The 20,026-nt window shown below is 69.0% G+C and carries 16 protein-coding genes; all 16 read left to right on the top strand.

From position 1 onward, the window contains the following. Positions 1-157: 157 nt before the first annotated feature. The 16 genes from fxlM (FHX31_RS08465) (at position 158) to FHX31_RS08390 (ending at position 19,866) form a co-directional block, all read left to right on the top strand. Entirely contained in the window at positions 158-1,381 is a 1,224-nt protein-coding gene (gene fxlM, locus FHX31_RS08465) for a methyltransferase, FxLD system (RefSeq protein WP_030500420.1), read from the top strand. A 113-nt stretch (positions 1,382-1,494) separates the two neighbouring features. Beyond that, the gene (fxlM, locus tag FHX31_RS08460; RefSeq protein ID WP_030500419.1) at positions 1,495-2,703 is read left to right on the top strand and encodes a methyltransferase, FxLD system; all 1,209 of its coding nucleotides are present in this window, start codon (positions 1,495-1,497) and stop codon (positions 2,701-2,703) included. A gap of 80 nt (positions 2,704-2,783) precedes the next feature. Then, entirely contained in the window at positions 2,784-2,948 is a 165-nt protein-coding gene (locus FHX31_RS08455) for an FxLD family lanthipeptide (protein WP_082171406.1), read from the top strand. A 171-nt stretch (positions 2,949-3,119) separates the two neighbouring features. Beyond that, positions 3,120-6,131, top strand: coding sequence for a lantibiotic dehydratase (locus FHX31_RS08450; protein ID WP_030500418.1), 3,012 nt, complete (start codon positions 3,120-3,122; stop codon positions 6,129-6,131). Further along, positions 6,128-7,351, top strand: a complete 1,224-nt coding sequence (locus FHX31_RS08445; protein ID WP_052165555.1) for a lanthionine synthetase C family protein — start codon at positions 6,128-6,130, stop codon at positions 7,349-7,351. The genes FHX31_RS08450 and FHX31_RS08445 overlap by 4 nt, the downstream gene beginning before the upstream one ends. A gap of 17 nt (positions 7,352-7,368) precedes the next feature. Then, positions 7,369-8,181, top strand: coding sequence for a thiopeptide-type bacteriocin biosynthesis protein (locus tag FHX31_RS08440; protein WP_030500416.1), 813 nt, complete (start codon positions 7,369-7,371; stop codon positions 8,179-8,181). Positions 8,182-8,300: 119 nt separating this feature from the next. Further along, on the top strand, positions 8,301-9,272 hold the full coding sequence (locus FHX31_RS08435) for a hypothetical protein (protein WP_141722613.1): 972 nt from the start codon (positions 8,301-8,303) through the stop codon (positions 9,270-9,272). A gap of 319 nt (positions 9,273-9,591) precedes the next feature. Beyond that, positions 9,592-10,116: a hypothetical protein gene (locus FHX31_RS08430; RefSeq protein WP_047894145.1), complete on the top strand. Its 525-nt coding sequence runs from the start codon at positions 9,592-9,594 to the stop codon at positions 10,114-10,116. A gap of 588 nt (positions 10,117-10,704) precedes the next feature. After that, on the top strand, positions 10,705-11,145 hold the full coding sequence (locus tag FHX31_RS08425; protein ID WP_486481660.1) for a hypothetical protein: 441 nt from the start codon (positions 10,705-10,707) through the stop codon (positions 11,143-11,145). 23 nt (positions 11,146-11,168) lie between these two features. Then, the gene (locus FHX31_RS08420) at positions 11,169-11,948 is read left to right on the top strand and encodes a transposase family protein (RefSeq protein WP_084588886.1); all 780 of its coding nucleotides are present in this window, start codon (positions 11,169-11,171) and stop codon (positions 11,946-11,948) included. An 84-nt stretch (positions 11,949-12,032) separates the two neighbouring features. Next, positions 12,033-12,734, top strand: a complete 702-nt coding sequence (locus FHX31_RS08415) for a hypothetical protein (protein ID WP_486481659.1) — start codon at positions 12,033-12,035, stop codon at positions 12,732-12,734. Between the two features lie 200 nt (positions 12,735-12,934). Next, positions 12,935-13,471 (top strand): hypothetical protein, encoded by a 537-nt coding sequence (locus tag FHX31_RS08410; protein ID WP_030500412.1) that lies wholly within the window; start codon positions 12,935-12,937, stop codon positions 13,469-13,471. Positions 13,472-13,634: 163 nt separating this feature from the next. After that, on the top strand, positions 13,635-15,320 hold the full coding sequence (locus tag FHX31_RS08405; protein ID WP_082171427.1) for a ParB/RepB/Spo0J family partition protein: 1,686 nt from the start codon (positions 13,635-13,637) through the stop codon (positions 15,318-15,320). A gap of 941 nt (positions 15,321-16,261) precedes the next feature. Continuing rightward, the gene (locus tag FHX31_RS08400; RefSeq protein WP_143025372.1) at positions 16,262-16,963 is read left to right on the top strand and encodes a hypothetical protein; all 702 of its coding nucleotides are present in this window, start codon (positions 16,262-16,264) and stop codon (positions 16,961-16,963) included. Positions 16,964-17,458: 495 nt separating this feature from the next. Continuing rightward, a complete protein-coding gene (locus tag FHX31_RS08395; RefSeq protein WP_047894141.1) occupies positions 17,459-18,985 on the top strand; it encodes a hypothetical protein in 1,527 nt (508 codons plus the stop codon). Positions 18,986-19,224: 239 nt separating this feature from the next. Beyond that, the gene (locus FHX31_RS08390) at positions 19,225-19,866 is read left to right on the top strand and encodes a GGDEF domain-containing protein (protein ID WP_184975691.1); all 642 of its coding nucleotides are present in this window, start codon (positions 19,225-19,227) and stop codon (positions 19,864-19,866) included. The last annotated feature ends 160 nt before the right edge of the window (positions 19,867-20,026 follow it).

The following is a 20,026-nucleotide window of genomic DNA, read 5'->3' as shown; positions in this document are numbered from 1 at the left end:
ACGACGAACCACTCCTGTCGTTAGGCGTCGGTGACATCGCAGGAACCAGCGCAGCGCTCCCGCCGGCCCCCTGTCTTCCTGCATTCGCCGCACCAGGCGTGCCCCGAATGCAGGAGTGCCTGTCCGACCCGATGAGAAGGAAGTACGAGTAACCCAGATGGCTGAGACAAGCATCGGCGAGTCCGCCCAGCTCCGCGCCGCGCTGGTGGACACGCTGCGCGATAAGGGGATGGTCACGAGCGCTCTCGTTGAGGCGGCGATCCGAGCGGTGCCGCGGCATTGGTTCATGCCGGCCGGTACGCCGACTGAGGTCGCCTATGGCTACGACAGCTCCGTGGTGACCAAGCGCGATCAGGACGGCATGGCGATCTCGTCGGTGTCCGCGGCGTACATCCAGGCGCGGATGCTGGAACTGGCCGAGCTGCGACCTGGCATGACGGTGCTGGAGGTCGGCTCGGGCGGATTGAACGCGGCCTACCTCGCAGAGGTCGTCGGTCCGGAGGGCCGAGTAGTCAGCATTGATATCGACCCCGAGATCATTGACCTGGCCTCGACCGCGCTGGACGCCACGGGCTACAGCAGCCGAGTCCGTGTCCTGGTCGCCGACGCCGAGCACGGCGTGCCGGACGAGGGGCCATTCGACGCGATCATCGTGACGGTCGGGGCGTGGGACATCGCCCCGGCCTGGCTCGACCAACTGGCCTCGGACGGCGTGCTCGTCCTCCCGTTGATTATGAACGGGGTCACCCGCACCATCGGGTTCCGGCGCGACGGCGACCACCTGGCCAGCACGTCGGCCGAAGTGGCCGGGTTCGTGCCGATGCAGGGCGCCGGCCGCCACGCCGACCAGGTGCTCGAGCTAGCCGATACCACCGGCGGCAAGGTCAAGCTCGCGTTCGACTCCGGCGCACCCCCGGATCTGATTCAGCTCAATGGCGTGCTGGACGCCGACGCGGCCGAATTTTGGTCTGGCGTCACGGTCAGCCACGGGATCTCCTTCGCCGACCTGCACCTGTGGCTCGCGTGGTACCTGGATGGGTTCGGCCGCCTCGCCGCCGACGAGGGCAGCGCACTGGCTGCCCGGAAGCGCTGGTTGCCGTTCGCGGTCGTACGCGGAGCCGGGCTCGCCTGCCTCGTGTTGCGGGACGCGATGCAGGGCGCCGGGGCGGAGTTCGGTGCCCGCGCCTACGGACGCGACGGGCAGGTGGCCGCCGCCGCGTTGATCGAACAGATCCAGGCGTGGGACCGAGCCGGGCGGCACACGCCTCCGACGTTCGCCTACTGGCCCGCCGGCGGCGACCGCTCCCAGATTCGCGCCGACGCCACGGTCATGAACAAGACCCACGGCGTGGTGACGATCTCCTGGCCCACGAGCAGCTGACTCTGGCCTCGGGCCAGCCTCGCTGGGTCAGGTTGCAACAACCCAGCCGCCCAAACCCATAGGGCGAAGCGGGACGCCAAGTCCGCCAGCCCCCGCTACCCGAAAGGATTCCCATGACATTGCAGGTCGACGACGCCACCACCTTGCGCCAGGCCATGGTGGGCACGCTGCGCGACGAAGGTCTGATCACCACCGACAGCGTCGCCGCAGCGATGAACGCGGTGCCCCGGCACGAGTTCGCACCCGGCGAACCGCTGGAGAAGGTGTATCAGACCAACAGCACCCTGGTGCCCAAGATTGACGCTCAGGGGCGTCAGACCAGCGTGGTCTCGGCCTCGCACATTCAGGCCATCCAGCTAGAACTGGCCGAGGTACGGCCGGGCATGAACGTGCTGGAGATCGGCTCGGGTGGCTACAACGCCGCCCTGATCGCGGAGGTCGTCGGGCCGACCGGTTCGGTGACGACCATGGACATCGATGCCGACGTCGTGGACCGTGCCCGCGCGGGTCTGCGCCGGGCCGGGTACGAGCAGGTCAACGTCGTGCTCGCCGACGCCGAGCACGGCGTGGCACAGCACGCGCCGTATGACCGGATCATGGTCACGGTCGGGGCGTGGGACATCCCGCCCGCCTGGCTCGATCAGCTCACCCCGGACGGCCGGATCGTCGTGCCGCTGCGCTTCGCCGGGATCACCCGCCTGGTCGCCTTCGACCGCGCCCCCGGCAGGTCGGTGCTGACGGCCAGCAACTACCGGCTCGGCTCGTTCGTGCCGATGCAGGGCGACGGCGCCGCCAGCGAGCAGCTGATCCCGGTCACCCCCGACGTCGGGCTGCGCCTCGACCAGAACAGCACTCTCACGTTCGACGTGCCGGCGCTGCGCAAGGCGCTCAACACCAAGCCCGTGGAGAGCTGGTCGGGCACGCCGTTCGACATGCCGGACGAGCTGGAGCTGTACCTGCTGACCAGCGGGCCGGAACTGCCGATGATTCACGCCGCGCAGGCCGCGGTCGATCAGGGCGTAGTCAACCGCACGGTACGCAACGGCACCCCGACGCTGGTGCGCGGCGGCAGCTTCGCCTATCGCATCAAGCGGGAGAATCCGCAGACCGTCAGCGGCTACGAGACCGGTGTCATCGCCCACGGGCCGGAAGCCGAGCAGGTCGGTGCCGAGCTGCTCGCCATGATCCGCACCTGGGCGGACTCCTACTACCGGCGCGGCGCTGCCCACATCACCTACCACCCGAACACCGCCGACACCAGCGATCTGACCGGGTGGCACAGCACCAAGCGACACGGCGTCCTCGCCGTCGCCTGGTCCTAAGAGACTTCGGCGCTCACCTCAGCGGCCCACGCCGGGGGGAGCGTCGGGGAACCCCTATCACTGCAACCAGGGAGGTTGTCATGGCCCAGCTCGCCACGGTCCAGCCCGACGTCGAGGGCGGCACCCTCGACGACTTCGATCTCGACATCGAGTTCATCGAGGCCGGCGGCACCGTCGAGCACATCATCAAGATGACCGAGGACAACTGCGGCAGCACCTGCGCGTCGGCCTGCACCAGCTGCTGACCAGCCGCATCCGCTGGTGGCTCGCTCTGATGGCCAGCCCAAACCAGATGGGCAGGCCGTAAGGCGAGCCATCGACAGCGGATCAGGAGTGCCCGGCCCGGGGAGACCTGCTCTCGAGGGTCGGGCACTCCTCACCCGCAGACAGATGATCACGCCCATGGGGAGGCTGGTGTGTACCGCAGCGTGAACGATGCCTTGATGCTCCGGGCGGCCGTACTTCGCCCGGGCCAGATCGGCGCATGGCCTGACCTGACCGGCAGCGACACGGCGACCAGTTGGCGCCTGTGGCTTGCCGAGACGTTGGCGGTTCCGGGGTTCGCGGCAGCCTTGGCCCACGCGTCACCGGACCTCGCCGAGCGGGTCACCGCCGCCATCAGCGGCGGCCCGTCGCAATCTGACGCCCGCCGGGTGGTGCTCGCGGTCATGCGCTACCTGCTGCGCACTACCACCCGTGCCACACCATACGGGTTGTTCGCGGGCGTTGCCCCCGCCACCGCGAGCCGCACCGGCCGCATCCACTGGGGCACTGCACACCGGCCTTTCGCTCGCCTTCAGGCATCCTGGCTGGCCGCCGTCCTCGATGGCCTGGAATCCGACGTGCGGCTGCGCCCGCATGTGATGGTGCGCGCCAACAACCTGCTGGTCGAGCGCAGTGAGAGGCTGGTGCTGGAGTACCGCGCCGCCACGACCGACCCCGCAGGTGCGCCCACGCATCTGCGCATCAAGACCACCGACATGATCCGCACGGCTCTCGCGCTGGCGGCTGAGCCGATCCGGTGGGCCGACCTCACCGGCAAGCTGACGGCCGAATGTGGGGCGCCGCAGGAAGGCGCGCAGCGGCTGGTCGGCCAAATGGTGACGCAGCGGTTGCTGTTGACCAGCCTGCGCCCGCCGTCGACCGAGACCGACCCCCTGGCGCATCTCGTGGATCAGCTGGAGACCGCCGCAGCCGAAGGCGGCGACGTAGGCGAGCTACTTGATCCGCTGCGTCGCGTTCGCGATCTCAAAGCCCGACACGACCGCGCACCGGACGAGGCCACGGCTGATGCCCGCCGCCGGGACCTCGGCAGAGCCGCCGCCGTGATCCAGCCCGGGCAGGCGGTCGGTGTCGATTTGCGGCTGGACTGCGACCTCGTGGTGCCGACGACGGTGACGGCCGAGGCATGCCGCGCCGCTGCCGCGCTGACCCGCCTCGCCCGGCCGACATCGCTTCGGTGGCGGGACTGGCATACGCGTTTCTTGAACCGGTACGGCCTGCACGCCCTCGTCCCGCTCCTGGATGCGATCGATGCCCAGGTGGGCCTCGGCTATCCGGACGGCTTCACCGGCGAGCCGGCCGATGATTCGCCCGCGTTGACCGACAGGGACCGGAGGCTACTCGCCTTGGCGCAACGTGCCGCCCTGCACCGTGAACACGAGGTCGACCTCGACGACGTCCTCCTGGACAGGCTGGCCGGCCCGGCGCCGACCGAGATCCCGCCGACCGCCGAGCTCACCGTGCGCGTCCACGCCGACTCCCTCCAAGCCATCGCCGGCGGCGACTTCCTGCTGTCGGTCGTACGTGCTTCAGCGCAAGCCTTCTCCACCGCGGGCCGGTTCCTAGACATGTTCGGCGAGACCGACCGGCACCGGATGGCCTCCTGCGCCGCCGACAGCCCAGCCAGCGCCGGCGCGTTGCTGGCCCAGCTGTCCGCGGTCACCCGCTACACCATCAGCCTGGACGTCAACCGCGCCCCCCAGGTGCTGCCGCATCTGATCCCCGTCGGCGAGTACCACGCCCCGTCGCAGGCCGCGATCGGCTTGGACGACATCGCGGTAACCGCCGACGCGCACCGCCTGTACCTGGTGTCGATCTCTCGCCGACGGGCGCTGCAGCCGGTCGCAGTCAACGCGGTCGAGCCCGTACGACACGCCCACCCTCTGGCCCGCTTCCTGGCCGAAGCGCCCGTGGCCCTCGCTACCCCGTGCTCACCGCTGGAGTGGGGGCCAGCGGCCAAGGGCTTGCCGTTCCTGCCCGCGCTGCGGTACGGCCGGACCCTCTTGAGCCCCGGGCGGTGGCACCTGAGCGCCGCCGAACTGCCCGACCGGCATGCCGGCTGGCAGCACTGGGACCGCGCGCTGACCACCTGGCTCAAGGCCACAGGCTGCCCTACCGCCGTCTCGCTTGGTATCGGCGACCAGACCCTCGGCCTCGACCTGGACAAGCCCGCTCACCGGGCGCTGCTACGCGACCACCTGACCCGCAACCCCACCGCACTGCTGCATCTCATCCCCGAAGGCGCCGCCTGGATCGGCGGGCATCCCCACGAAATCGTCATCCCGTTGACCGCCACCACCGCGAGACCACCAGCGCCCCGCCTCACCAGCCCCCTGGTCGATGTCCGTACCCACGGCAGCTTGCCTGGCCGCGACCACCACTACCTGAAGATCTACGCCCGGCCGGAAGAACAGACCACCATCCTTACCGCCCACCTGCCTCGGCTTGTCGTGCAACTCCCGCCGGCGGGCAGGTGGTGGTTCCTGCGCCACGCCGACCCGGAGCCGCACCTGCGGCTGCGTATCAGCGGCTTGCCCATCGAAGCCATCACCGGCTGGACGCAGGAGCTGACCGACGCCGACCTGACCCAGCGAGTCCAGTGGGACACCGACTTCGGCGAGCCTGGCCGCTTCGGCAGCCTGGCCGCGTACCAGGCAACGGCAGCCGTGTTCGCGGCGGACTCCGCAGCCGCGCTCGCCCAACTGGCCGTCACCACGCGACGTCCCACCCTGGGCTGGCAGGCGTTGACCGCCGCGAGCATGGTCGACCTCGTCACGGCGGTCATCGGCGACCCACACGACGCCCTGCGATGGCTGATAGCCCGTACCCGCGCGCACCGGCCAGCACCCCCACGAGCCGTCTACGACCAGGCCATCCGCCTGGCCAACCCGTACGACCCCACCGCCGTGGCGTCCCTGACCGGCGGCGAGAACCTGACGGACCGCTGGGCTCGGCGCCGCCGCACCGTGGCCGCCTGGCGCGACAGCCTGCCCACCGTCAGCACCATGCCGCCGGCCGAGCTGCTGCCCGACCTGCTGCACCTGCACCACGTCCGCGTCGCCGGGGCCGACCTCGACAGCGAACGAGCCTGCCTGCACCTCGCCCGCGCCGCCGCGCTGAGCTGGACGACAAGGAGCATCACGTGACCACCCCGACCACCACCGCCAACCCCTCGGATGTGCTCGCGGCGGTCTGCGCCAGACTCGCCAGCCCCTCCATCGTCGGCCCGTCACGCGACGGGCGGACCCGGCCGCAATCGCTGGCCGGAGGCGCGGTGGGCATCGCCCTGCTGCACATCGAGCGGGCCGTCTCCGGACACGGCAACGAAGCCACCGCCCACCGCTGGATACGCGCCGCCGGCAGCGAGCCGGTCAGCATCGGCCGCAACTCCGACCCCTTCCACGGCGCCCCCGCGCTGGCGTTCATGCTGCACACCGCCCGCCCCCTCGGCGGCTACCACCGCGCCTTCGCCAGCCTCAACGACGCCACGATCACCCTCACCAGACAACGGCTCGTCGCCGCACACGCCCGCATAGACCGCCGCGACCCGCTGACGATGTACGAGTTCGACCTCGTCCACGGCCTGACCGGGCTCGGGCTCTACCACCTGCACGCCCACCCCGAGCACCCCATCAGCCGCGACGTGATGACCTACCTGGCCCGCATCACCGAACCCCTCGGCAACGGCTCCACGCAGCCGCCGTGGTGGCTGCCATCGGGGCTCGGCGGCACACCACACCCAGACTTTCCCCACGGGCACGGCAACATCGGCGTAGCCCACGGCATCAGCGCCCTCATCGCCCTGCTCGCCTACGCCATCCTCCACGGCCACGACACCCCCGCAGCCCGCAACGCCCTCGCCGCTCTATGCGACTGGACCGACCACCACCGCCAAGACGACCCGGCCGGAACATGGTGGCCCGGCTACGTCACCCCCGACACCACCCCACGGCGGCACCGGCCCTCCTGGTGCTACGGCACCCCCGGCATCGCCCGCGCTCAGCAACTCGCCGGGCTCGCCCTGCGAGATACGGCCCGCCAGCAACGGGCAGAAGAGGCTGTGCTCGCCGTGCTGCGAGACGCCGCCCAACGCGCCCGGCTGCCCGAGATCGGCCTCTGCCACGGCAAAGCCGGCCTCCTGCAGGCTGCCAGCCGCTTGGCCGCCGCCAGCACCGACCCGCACCGCGCGGGTCAGCTCACCGCCGAGCTGCCCGGCCTGGCGGCCGAACTCGCCAACCAGCTCGCCAGCCAAGCCCAAGGTGATCCAGAGCTGCTGAACGGCACGGCCGGTGCCGTGCTGGCGCTGCAGACCGCCGTCACCGGCAGCCCGGCGACCAGCTGGGACACCTTCCTCGCCCTCGCCTGAACCCAAGGGAAACGAACATGACGCCACCCAAATGGCGGCAGACCACCATCGCCTTCCCCGACCCCCACGCCGCAGACCAAGTAGCCACCGCCCATCTCGCGCCGATCCTCGTCGACGCCGAAACCCGCCAGCTCATCACCACCTGGTTCTACGTCCGGAAAGGCACTTGGCGGCTGCGCTACCTTCCCGCCTCCACCACCGCCGACCACTACTTGGCCAGCCAGCTGGCCCGCCTACGCCACGACCGCCATATCAGCGCCGCCGTTCCGGGAATCTACGAGCCCGAGACCTACGCCTTCGGCGGCACCAGAGCCATGGACACCACCCACCATCTGTGGCATCACGACAGCCGCCAGCTACTCACCCCCGGCTCCAACCACCTAGCCGCGCGGCACCCCGAGCTGTCGATCATGCTCGCCGCGGCCATGATGCGAGCCGCAGGCCTTGACTGGTACGAACAAGGCGACGTCTGGGCCCGCGTCGCCAACCACCGAGACCCACCCCAGCCCACGCTCGTCAACAACCTGCTGCACGCGGTGAAACGGCTCCTCACTGCCGATCCAGCCAGCCTCACCCACCAGGGGGCGCCGCTGGCCGCCACTCGCAGCTGGTTCGAGGCTTACATCGCCGCCGGCGACACTCTCAACCGGCTCAACCGGACAGGACAGTTGCAGCGCGGCCTCCGCGCAACCCTCGCCCACCACGTGATCTTCGCCTGGAACCGGCGCAGCATTCCTGGCCTGCACCAAGCGGCACTCGCCACCGCCGCCAGAAACATCATCTTCGGCACCAACCCCACCGCGCCCTCGGCCCCGGGCGGTGACTCATGAACCCCGCAATAGCCCGTAGATTCCCGCTGATCGCCCGGCCCCGCCCCGTATGCACACCCCTGCCCCAGCGCATCGCCGACCTCGAGGAACGCGCCGACCTCGCCTACCACAGCGGTGACGTGGCCGCCGCGACCGCGGTCTTCAACCTCGCCGCGCTCCTAGCCTCGGACTGTGACATGCCCGACCTGGCCCACACCTGGTGCCACCGGCTCGCCACCGCGGCACTCGACCACGGCAGCGATCCCCAGCACGCACTCGAACCGATCGTGAACCTCGCCCGCCTCCGCATCCGCGCGGGCGACGGCCCCGCCGCCTGGGCCCTGTTGGAAACCCTGTTCCAGGCCATCGACACCCGCACCGACACCCTGATCGACGGCCTCACCATCCCCGTCGCCCGCCTCACCGAGGCACCCGGTGCCCACACCAAGACACGAACCTGGCTATGGGCCGTCCTGCTCGGCACCGGCGCCCACGCCCTCGCCAGCGCCGGACGGTGGGACGACGCCAGCCACCGCCTCACCCAATACAACGGCATCGGCGCACGCATGCTCGACGGCAGGCAGATCAGCGTCATAGCCCATGCCACAGCAGGCCGCTACCGCCAGGCACGCGCGATGCTAGACGCCACCCAACCGGGCGAACCATGGGAAGACGCCGTCACTGCCTGCCTGCTCCTGCTGATGCCAGACTCCGATCCCGCAGACGACCAGGCGAACAAGGCGCTGACCGCCTACCACGCCCTCGGACCCGCCAAGCCCGGACTCACCGTCTTCCACACCCGGCTTGGCCTCACCCTTCTAGACGCCCTCGATAACGATCACCCAGCCGCCGAGCAGCTCGGCGTCGAACTGATCCAACACGCTGCTGGCGACGGGTACGCCGCACGCGATCTACTGACTCATCCCACTTGCCTCGCCGCCGCCCACCATCAACGGGTCAATCAGCTCAAGACGCTCGTATCAACATGCGGCTTGGACGCAGGCACCCTGTCGGCGGCGCAGCAAAGAGCCCTGCTCCGCGCGCTCGACATGGCCGAATCGGTAATCCGTGCCCCTTCGGGCGCTCTACCAGCCGTCCCGCGGGGCAGCTGAACGGCGTCCGTCCTCTCTGGGCGCACAGCGCTGCTCCTGGCCGCAGCCGGTGGCGCTCTTTGCCGATCGTCTTTGCCGGGCTTCGTCAGGGGGAGCACGGCTCTCAAGTACGGCATCAACCCGCCGATCTCCCAGGCGACCGAGAGCCAGGCTGCTACCATCTGCACCGCTTCGGCCACACGTCCGCCGCTTAGCGGTGGACTTGTGGGTGGGGCTGTTGGTTGGATCACGCGGCCGGGGGGTTGCCGCTTCGTTCGTTCGCGGACGATGTTCCCCCGGCCGTTCCAACCGCTGGCCACCGATGCAGGCAGGGGTAGGCATGGAAATCCGGAACATTGGTGGCCGGCCACACACGGACATAGCCGGCGCAGCCGAGCTGACCGGACGGTCCGAACAGACGGTGCGGCTCAAGACGTCACCGAAGCAGCGCGCCCAAGGGTCAGGCTGGCCCGCGTCGGTCAAGCAGGACAAGAAGGCGTGGCTTCCCATCGACGAGCTGAAGCACGTCCGGGATGTCCTCCTACCGCAGATCGTGGAATCCTCCCGAGCGCGGGTCCATCATGTCGACCTCAACGGCGACCCCGAGGAGCTCATCTCCGCCACCGAGTTCCGGGAGATTCTCACCATCACGCAGGGCGGGTGGGACAAGTACGTCGGAATGAGCAAGGCCGTGTGGGACCGCGGCGAGGACGGCTACCTTCCCATGCCTGACCGCGAAGAACCCGCACCAGTACAGGGATCTACTCGTTACTGGAAACGCAGACGCGTGCAGGAATGGATCAACACCCGGAGCGGGAAGGTGCTCAGCGCCACGCCGCCCGATTTGCCAACCAGTGACTCCTAATGCAGCCGCTGCCTGAAGCGAATTTGCCGTAAGGCAAGACGACTGCTTCCGGATGTAGACCCATTCGCACCACTCGACGCCCGCTAGCCCGCCCGGTCCGACAGCCGTCTCGCCGCTTGGGCTGAATCGACCTTCGGTCGATGGCCTCCAGCCGGGTCAGCGTCCCGCCGCTGAACCGCGGCGCCTCGCCGGCGAGGCAGGCTCCGGGAAGGGGGAGGCAGCGCCGATCCTTCCCGGCGACCTGACCCCACAGTGCCAACCATGTTTGGCTGTGGGGGTCAAGCCACACCCCAGGCTTGACCCCCACAGCCAAACATGGTCGATCAAAGATCAGGCCACCGGGAAGGCTCTCTGACGCACATCACATAACCGGCTGCGCCGACCAATTCACCAATCAGCACGTAGAGAAACGTTAGTAGATCATGCGTTATTAATTACCGACGGTTACACATTGGCCACGCTGGAATTTCACGAATTGAACGGTCTCAAGTGGACTCTGCGGGGCTGGTCATGTATCATTAAATACATGAGGGAGGGGACGGCAACCCCCGCCCTCGCAGCCAACACCCCAACCGAAAGGGATCAACGGTGAGCAACGCGCTCGACACCATCCCCCTGGCCGCCCGGCACGCGACGCTGCCGGACCTGCACCGCATCCTCGACCTCCAGCAGGCGCACAAGCTCGACATCGTCGCTGGCACGGCGATGCTGCGAGCCGAGGCCGGACACCTGCGCATCACCGGCGCGGAACCCATCCTCAGCGAATCGGGTGTCACCCCCTCCGACGGGCTCTACCGGCCCACCGAACTGGGCGACGCGGGACTCGGCGAAAAGCTCGGCATCCCCACCAGCTACCTGCGCAAGACCCGCGCGCAGGCACTGCACCTCTACGACGCCAACATCAACGGCTGGCTCGACCTCAGCCAGGGCAAGCGCTATCTCGCCCGCTGCCTGTCCGACGGCAACGGTGGCGGCATCCTGCGCGCCTTCCTTAAGGGATGTCTCGTAACCCTGCCGTCTGTCTGTTGAGGATGGTCGGGCAGGATGCCTGGGTGCAGGTGATCACCGCGGCCGACTCTGAGTGGATCTTTCCGTTCACCGGGTTGCAGCCCGCCCAGTTCCGCAAGCTGGTCCGGTTGGTCGCCGAGCGTGGCGGTGACGGCATCGCTGACGGCCGGCCGGGCCGGCAGTGGGCCCTGGACCTGCCGGATCGGGTGCTGCTGGTGGCCACCTACTGGCGTACGAACCTGACAATGCGGCAGATCGGCCCGCTGTTCGGGGTGTCGCACTCGGCTGCCCATCGGGTCATCGACACCCTCGCGCCGCTGCTGGCCCTGGCGCCGGTGCGTAAGCGGCCAGTCGAGCAGATCGCGATCGTCGACGGGACTCTGATCCCCACCCGCGATCACCGCTTGGCCGCCCGGAGCAAGAACTACCGGTACTCGACGAACCTGCAAGTCGCCATCGACGCCAGCACCCGCCTGGTCCTCGCCGTCGGCGACCCGCAGCCGGGCAACCGCAACGACACCATCGTCTACCGCACGTCCGGCATCAAGGCGAAGCTGGACGGGCGGCCGGTGATGGCCGACGGCGGCTACCGCGGCAACCCCGAGGTGATCATGCCGTACCGCAAGCCCACCGACGGCAGCCAGCTCCCGGATTGGAAGGAAGCCCTCAACGTCCAGCACCGCACCGTCCGAGCGGGAGTCGAACACGCTCTGGCCAGGATGAAGTGCTTCAAGATCCTGCGCGACTACCGCCGCGCCGCCCACACATTGGCCGACGCCGCTTCCGGCATCGCGAACCTCCACAACATCATCCTCGCCGGCTGACCATCGGCTTGATGCCGAGCAACGCCTTCACCCAGTTACGAGACGTCCCTTAGCGACGGATACAAGATCATCGACAACCTCGACGTGCTGATGGCCGTCCTGTCCGGCATCCGCGAGTCGGGCATGAACGTCAAATTGGATTGCGACCTAAGCGAGCGCCGGATGGTCGTCCGCGTGCACTCCGAGGCCATCAAGACCCTCGCCCGCAACCTGCTGCGCAACTACCGCAGCCCCTTCACCGGAGCCACCGGCGCGGACAACCCGACCGTCTTCGCCGGTCTCGTCTTCACGAACAGCGAGACAGGCTCTGGCGCGTTCACCGTCACTCCCCGCATCGTCGTACAGGTCTGCGACAACGGCCTCACCATCACCAAAGACGCCCTGCGAGCGGTGCACCTCGGCGCGAAGATGGACGAGGGCACCATCCGCTGGAGCAACGACACCCACCAGGCGAACCTCAACCTGATCGGCAAGCAGACCCGCGACGCGGTGCGCCGCTTCCTCGACGTCCGCTACGTGCAGCGCAAGATCGAAGAGATCGAGGAGAAGGCCGGCCGCCGCGTCCCCGACCCCGACCACACCATCCGGGTCATCGCCCAGCGGCTGCGGTTCACCGAGGACGAGCAGCGGCTCGTCCTGAACCACTTCATCGACGGCGGCGACCGCACGGCCGGAGGCATCATGCACGCCGTCACCAGCGCCGCAAAGACCCTCACCGACCCCGACGCCGCGTACGAGATGGAGGGCGTCGGCATCCGGGCGATGGAAATCGCAGCCACGCTCTGACCCGAGCTCCGGGTGCCGCTGGCGCAACCCGCCAGCGGCACCCGGACCCAGCGCCCAGCCGCACGGCTGACCGCGTCGACGCGCATCGAGCACGCCGACGCGGGCTACCGCTCCCGCACCGCACGGCCACAGCCATCGGGCCTTCAACCCGCCCGCAGCCGTGCGCTGCAAACCCACCGCTGCGCACCTTGGGAGAAGCCATGCCCCTGTTCATCGGGTTGCCCCACGGCGTGTCCCTGCCCCGCAACCTTGCCGAGCCCGACGCCCGACACCTCGTCTCCGTGCTCGCCCGCACCTACCAATGGACCGGACCGCTGTTCGGCCGGGCAGAAGTCGAGGCGTACCTACGCGCCCAGGCCGACGACCCCGGCAGCCTCCACGACCCAGCCCTGAACACCGAGGAGTGGCGCCGCGTCCAGAACACCGCCGCATGGAAGAACCTCGCGGCAACAGCCCGCCGTGCAGTCATCACCGCCGACGTGATCGGCCAGGCACTGCGCCAAGCCGGCTTGTACTGCGCCCAATGTGACTCCCCCATCGCCGGTCCCTCGACCGCCAATTGGGGGCTCTGCCCCACCTGCCTCAACGCCGCCGACATCCGCGACCTGCAAACCCGCCCCTGCCCAGCCGGCGACGGCGTAAGCCCTCACCGCTGGAACAGCGCCACCTGCACCGAATGCACGATGCCCGCACCAGCCGCCCGCCCCCGCTTCACCGCCGTCGCCACAGCCGCCTAACAGCCGTGCGACGTTCCTCCTTTCAGTGGCAACTTCGCAGCGACCCGACACGGATCCGCCAGCGCCGCTGAACGCAGCGGCCTCGAAACCACCGGTCAGGCCCGGACGGCAACCCGGGCCTGACCGGCCAACCAACAAACCCACAACCGAAGGGAGCACACCGGTGCTCACGATCACCGCAACCGGCGCGCAGCCCAGCGCGGAGACCGACCAGCCCATCCCGGACGGGCTGCCCGACCTGTCGACCACCTCCACCGACCCGGCGGAGGCAGCCGACACCGAGCACACCGTCGCCAAGCCCGCCCTGCCCGGCGGCTACGAACTGCTGCCCATCAAGCAGATCAAGCCCAACCCCGACAACGTTCGCGACGACGCCCAAGCCCTGCGCGGCATCGTGGAGAACCTGCAAGAGGACGGCGTTCGCGGGCTGCTCGCCCCGGTCATCGTCACGCCGCTTGACGACGACACGTACCTGATCATCGACGGCGAGCAGCGATACTGGTCCGCCGTCGAAGCCGAGCAGGAGTACATCCCGGCCATCGTCCGGGACGACCTGGCCGGCAACCGCGAGCAGATCATCAGCATGTTGCGGCAAGTCCACCGCAAGGACCCCACCGCCGCACAGGTGTCCCGAGGCATCCAGCAGCTCGCACTTGAGGGCATGAGCGACGAGGAGATCGCCCGCAGCACCGGCTACCACCCCGAACAGGTCAAGGCCGGCCGCTGCGTCGCCACCCTGGACAAGCACACCGCCGAGCGCACCCACGCACTCGGACTGGATTTCACCCAGGCTGCCGCCCTCGCCGAGTTCACCGACGAACCCGACACCATCGAAACGCTGTTGCAGGAAGCCGAAGACGCCGGACCGTTCGCGTTCGCCCGAGCAGTCGAACAGGCCCGCTCCGCCCGTAACGCCCGCGAAGCCGAAGCCGCACGCCGCGCCGAGCTGACCACCGCCGGGGTGGCCCTGCTGACCGAACACCCCAGCTACCACGACGCGAAGGTCAAGGAGATCAGCGACCTCCGCGACGCCGAAGGCCAGCGCATCACCGCCGAGGACCACAGCGACTGCCCCGGCCACGCCGTCCTGCTGTACCTGGCCTACGACCACCGCCTCACCGAGCGCACCTACTGCACCGACTGGCGCAAGCACGGACACACCCAGTACAGCTACAGCACCACCACTCGCAGCGGCCCCATGACCGAGGGAGAAAAGGCCGAGCGGCGGCGCGTCATCGAGAACAACAAACTGATGGAAGCCGCGAACACCGTCCGCCGTGAGTGGCTGACCAACCTGCTCGCTGGCAAGACCCCACCCAAGGGCACCAACAAGCTCATCGCGGAGATGCTGGCCGACTCCGGCTACCTCCTGTCCACCTGGGTCAACGGCGGCCGGAAGATGCTGGACGACCTCCTCTCGCCTGGCAAGACCAAGCGCGCCGGCACCAGCCGCGTCCCGGCCCGCGTCAGCGACGCCCGCTACACGGTCATCTCCCTGGCCGCCATCGCCGCCGCGAACGAAAGCGCCATCACCCGCACCTCCTGGCGTGCCCCGGACCCGGCCGTCGCGAAGTGGTTGCAGTGGTGCATCACCAACGGCTTCCAGGTCGGCAAGGTCGAACAGCTCATCATCGACGGCGTCGTCAACCGCGCCACGAACCGGCGAACGGCCCCCGCCGTAGCCACGAACACGGAGCCAGACGACCCGCAGCCTGCCCGCCCCGAGGCCGAACCCGAGCAGGCAGAGAGCGAGGGCCACGGCGTTGACGCGGCAACCGCCGCTGCTGCTGACACCGCAGTTGCCGACACGGAGGCGGACCCCGACACCGGGTGCAACCTCGCCGCCTAGCCGCTGCCGGTCGGGGGCCACAACCGGCTCCCGACCGGCACCACCCAAGACCAATTTTGTCCCGAGCCCGTCGTGCTCCAGGCCGTTGCTCCCGCGGCCACCGGGCGGGCCGGAACACGTCCGCGTCCCATCAGGTCCGCTGCCGGCCCGCCCTGCCAGCTCCGCGTGCGCCACAATCCGCGCTCAGCCCACACACTCGATGCCTGTGTAGTAATGACTCTCTCCGGAGACGGCGAACCTCCGGGGGCCCACCACACCACCCACGGGGTTCGACCATGCCAAACCGGCCGCTCAGCCAGAACGCGACCACCACACCAGTACGGCACCCACCTGGCCAAGCCCCGCTCGACGGACAGCGGGATATCGCGCGGCTGCTCGGAGGCGATGGCCGCTGGCGCCTCTTCCGGGACAACAATCCCCACGGCCTCCGGCTCGATACCTACAGCGACAGGTGGACTCTCACTCGCGAGTTCCACGTCCACATCAACGGCACCGACGGTGAACGATGGGACATGATCACCGAACCATCGCCCGTCTGCCTCGGGGGATGGGACGCCCAGCGCTGCGAGTACGTGGCGCGCAGGCTGCCGACCGGGCAGGTGATCGCCAGGGGCGACACGCAATACGGGGTCCTGGCGCGCGCCGCGCGACGGTGCCTTCCCAATGCCCGGCACCACCCACCGCGGGGCCAGTGACCACAGCGCCCCAGCGCCCTTGGGGCGACTGCTCGGCGGAGGCCGGGGGGTTAGTTTGGCGAACTCCCCCCGGCCGCCTGGCATCCGACGCCACACGGGCCCCAACGAACCCTTACGCCGGACGCGTGCCGCCCATCGTACGGCAGCCCCCAACCATCGGCCGTGAAGCAGACCATGAGAAGCGTCCTCAGCCGCCATCCGCCGACCATGCGGCTCGCCCACCAGTGCGTACGGCATCATCACTCCATGTCCACGCGCTCCCCACACGGCCGCGATGTCGTCAACCGGGTCGAAGCAGCGGCGATGCTCGGCATCTCCGTCAGCCACCTCGACCGGCTCTACCGCGAGCGCGACAGCAACGGCTTCCCCGAGCGCGCCGCCGACGGCCGCACATGGCACCGTCAGGACATCGCCAAATACGAACTGCCACGCGAACAGGCCACGCGCAGCGCACGCGACAGCGTCGACCGCTCCGGGGACCCGGACGAGTTGGTCGACACCGCGACAGCGGCCCGCATCCTCGGCTACCGCGACCGAAGCGCCCTCGCCGGAAACAACCCCGTGTGGCTACGGCTGCAGCAGCAGGTGGATGACGAATCGTCGACCCCATCCGGCCGCAAACGCAGACGGTGGAAGCGCCGCACCGTGTGGGAGATCGCGGAAAACCGCATCGGCAAGGGAGGCGCGACGCGAACCGGACGGCCAGCCGGCACTCCCCACGGCCACCCCGACCGCTCCGGCAAGCCGGACGAACTGGTGGGCAAAGCCGAAGCCGCCCGAGTGCTCGGCTACAGCACCGCCAACGCCCTACCCAGTCGCGTGCTGGAGCGCGCCGATGAGCAGACAGCAGGCCCAAAGGGGCGCTACCGCCGCAAGTGGAGGCGCGAAACGCTGTGGGCCATCCTGGACGAGCAGGGCACACCCCCCACCCCTGATCTGCTCAGCTAGCCCTCGGCGTAGGGCTGCCGCCGACCCCGACCGATCACCGTACTTCCGCTCACGAGACGCCCGGCCCTGGCGGGCCGGGTAAACCGGAAGCGGCCTCCGGCCGCACTGCCCAAACCCCTTCACCGGTGGGGGCCGCGACAGGCTAGCGACGTGCTCGCTCCGGTCAAGTCCGGGCGCGGCTCGGAAACATCATGCACACCCCGCATGATCTTTCCTCGAAACCCCGCGCCCGGACTTGACCTCCACTGCGCGCGCCGCGGGTCGAGTGAACTCGCCCCCCACCGCCAAAGGAAGTGGGGGGACGCGCCGTGTCCGTACACGGCAGCGTGATCGGCGTAGCCGCCGGCAAACCACCGTCAAGATCATCGAAATTTCTCGACCATCCAGGCCGAATCGGATAGATCCATACCATCAGAAGAGGTATAGTAATGATTGTTCGGAGGGGACGGCGAACCCCCACCGCACATCACACAAACCCCAACCCAAAGGAGACGCATGGACTCCCACGACGTCGGCACTCCGCCGATCGTCGAGGGGTACGGCTGCACGACGTGCGGCGTACCCCTCACCGTGATCACCACCCAGGGCGGCGGAAGGACGTTCCTTCATCCCCGCAGCAGCAACGACGACCACGAACCCAACCCGGTGCCGCTCGCACAGCTCGCGCACGTCGAAATGACCTGCGATTTTTGCTCCGCGCCTCGCCCGGTGGCGTCGTTCACCTTCGCAAAGCTCGAAATCGCCATGACGACCGCACCCGACGTCAGCGGCATGGCGATGCACAACCTCGGCGGCAGTTGGGCAGCGTGCGAGGGATGCGCGCGCCTGGTCGAGCAGCGCGACCCCGAAGGGCTGACCGCTCGCGCCGTCAAACGCGCCCGCCGCCGTGGCCTGTCGGATGACGCGCAGAGCTTCTTCCGACCCCTGCACCAAGCCCTCTTCGCCGCCACTCCCAGCACACCGGCACGACAACCGCTCCCCTACGGGGCGAACAACCGCAGTTGCCCTCCCGCGCAGGACGCCGCTCCCGCCCCCGAGGTACGGTCGCTGCGCCCGCAGATGCTGCCAAAGGTGCGGGACCGGCTCGTGCGTTTCTGGCGCACGTCCGGCGGCTCGTATCTCCTGCGCCTGCTCGACAGCGGCGAGACGTACAAGATCCCCGGGCACCTGTTCCCCGGTGCCCCAGTCGACGCCCCCGCCGCGATCGTTGACGCCCGCAACCCCGAAGCACTGCGCCAGTACACCGCCCTGATGGCAAACCATGCGGAAAACGGACGCGTGTTCTGGATCGACCCCGATTTCACCGCCCTCGCCGCGCACGCGGCGCGCGATCTTCCTGACGTGCGCGTCGAGCAAGTCGAGATGCCGGCATCCGACGGCCTGCTCGTCTGGCACACGCCGATTTATCAGCCGGTGGAGCCACACACCGGGCTAACGGTGCCAATCGTCGCAGCACAGTGGGGACCGATCCCCGGTGGCGTTTGGATCACCTTCTACACCCCCGCAGAAACCCTCCTACAGGGTCAGCAGCCCACCGAGTTGGAATTGCAGGGGCTGCGCGAGCGCATCGGCTGGCTCGCCCCAGTCAGTAGCGGCGCTGGACTGCGCTTCGGTCAGCCGTACGCACCCAACAGCGAACAGACGCGCCTGATGCTGTGCTCCCTGATCGCCACGTGGATCCTGTCGACGCAGCCCGACGCCGAAGTCACCGAGGAACCAGCCGACAAGGCGACGCGCAAGGCATACCAGCGCGCCAACCGACCCGCGCCAACGGTGCGGCTGGTACGGCTGCGACGCAAACAGCAGGCCCGCCAGGACAGCCCCGACGGCACGACCACGCGCGTCTACACCCGCCGATGGTGGGTCGCCGGATTCTTCCGGCAGCAGCCCTACGGCCCCGGCCGCGGACTGCGCCGCCGAACCTACGTCCGCCCTCACATCAAGGGACCGGCCGACGCCCCGCTCATCCTGACCGATCAGGTTCACGTGCTCGGCGACGCCCGCAAGCGACACCAGCCGTAGAGACGTCACAGGGGAGCCGGCCTCGCCGGCTCCCCTGTTACCCGTCAATGGCAACACCTCGACAAATAAGGGCGTGATCGACGTAGCCGCCGGCACATCAAAGTCACTGAGGTTTCTCGACCGTGCCGGCCGAATTGGATAGACCGACACCATCGGATTAGGTATAGTAATGATTGCTCGGAGGGGACGGCGAACCCCCACCGCGCACCACACAAACCCCAACCCCAGGGAGCACCCGAATGCACACGGCGTGGCAAACGATCCTGCTCGCAATCACCACCGCCAACCTCGTCGCACTCCTGGTACAAAACCGACGACTTCGCACCGCCCTCGCCACCGCCCGCCACGAGGCCGACCACGACCCGCTGACCGGCCTGCCCAACCGCCGCGCGCTCCTACGCCACCTGAACGCGCTGCTGGCCGACCGCGCCCGGCCCGTCAGCGTCGCCCTGCTCGACCTCAACGACTTCAAAGCAATCAACGACCAACATGGGCACGCCGCAGGCGACAGCCTGCTCATCCACGTCGCGGACACCCTCACCGCACTCGACCTACCCACTGCCTACATCGGCCGAATGAGCGGCGACGAGTTCTTGATCGTCACCGATGGCGGCGAACGCACCAGCCGCGAGAACGCCACCGCCGCAGCCGATGCCCTCGACCGCAGCACGCTCGCGATCTTCGGTGAGCCCGTCAACTGCCGCGCAAGCGTTGGCCTTGCGATGGCCGACCACGGCACCCGTACGGCCTCCGGCCTGCTCACTCGGGCTGATGCTGCTATGTACGACGCCAAGCGCCACGGCGCAGCCGTCCAGGTGTGGCACCACACCACCGCAACCACCGCTACCAAGGCAGCCGCCTCACGCCGCCGCTACCGCTAACGCCCCGGCGCGGCCCGGGTCACCCCACCCGGGCCGCCCTCCCCCTCGCACCACGCGCGCCATCCGGGCGGAACGGCGAACACCGCCCCACACGAACGCCAACACGAGGAGCCCCTATGTCTGTCCTCACGGCACCCACGACATTGATCCCGGCGGCAAC

It is taken from the genome of Micromonospora sp. CNZ286 (genome assembly GCF_014207755.1).
This window is presented reverse-complemented; position numbering and strand designations above follow the sequence as displayed.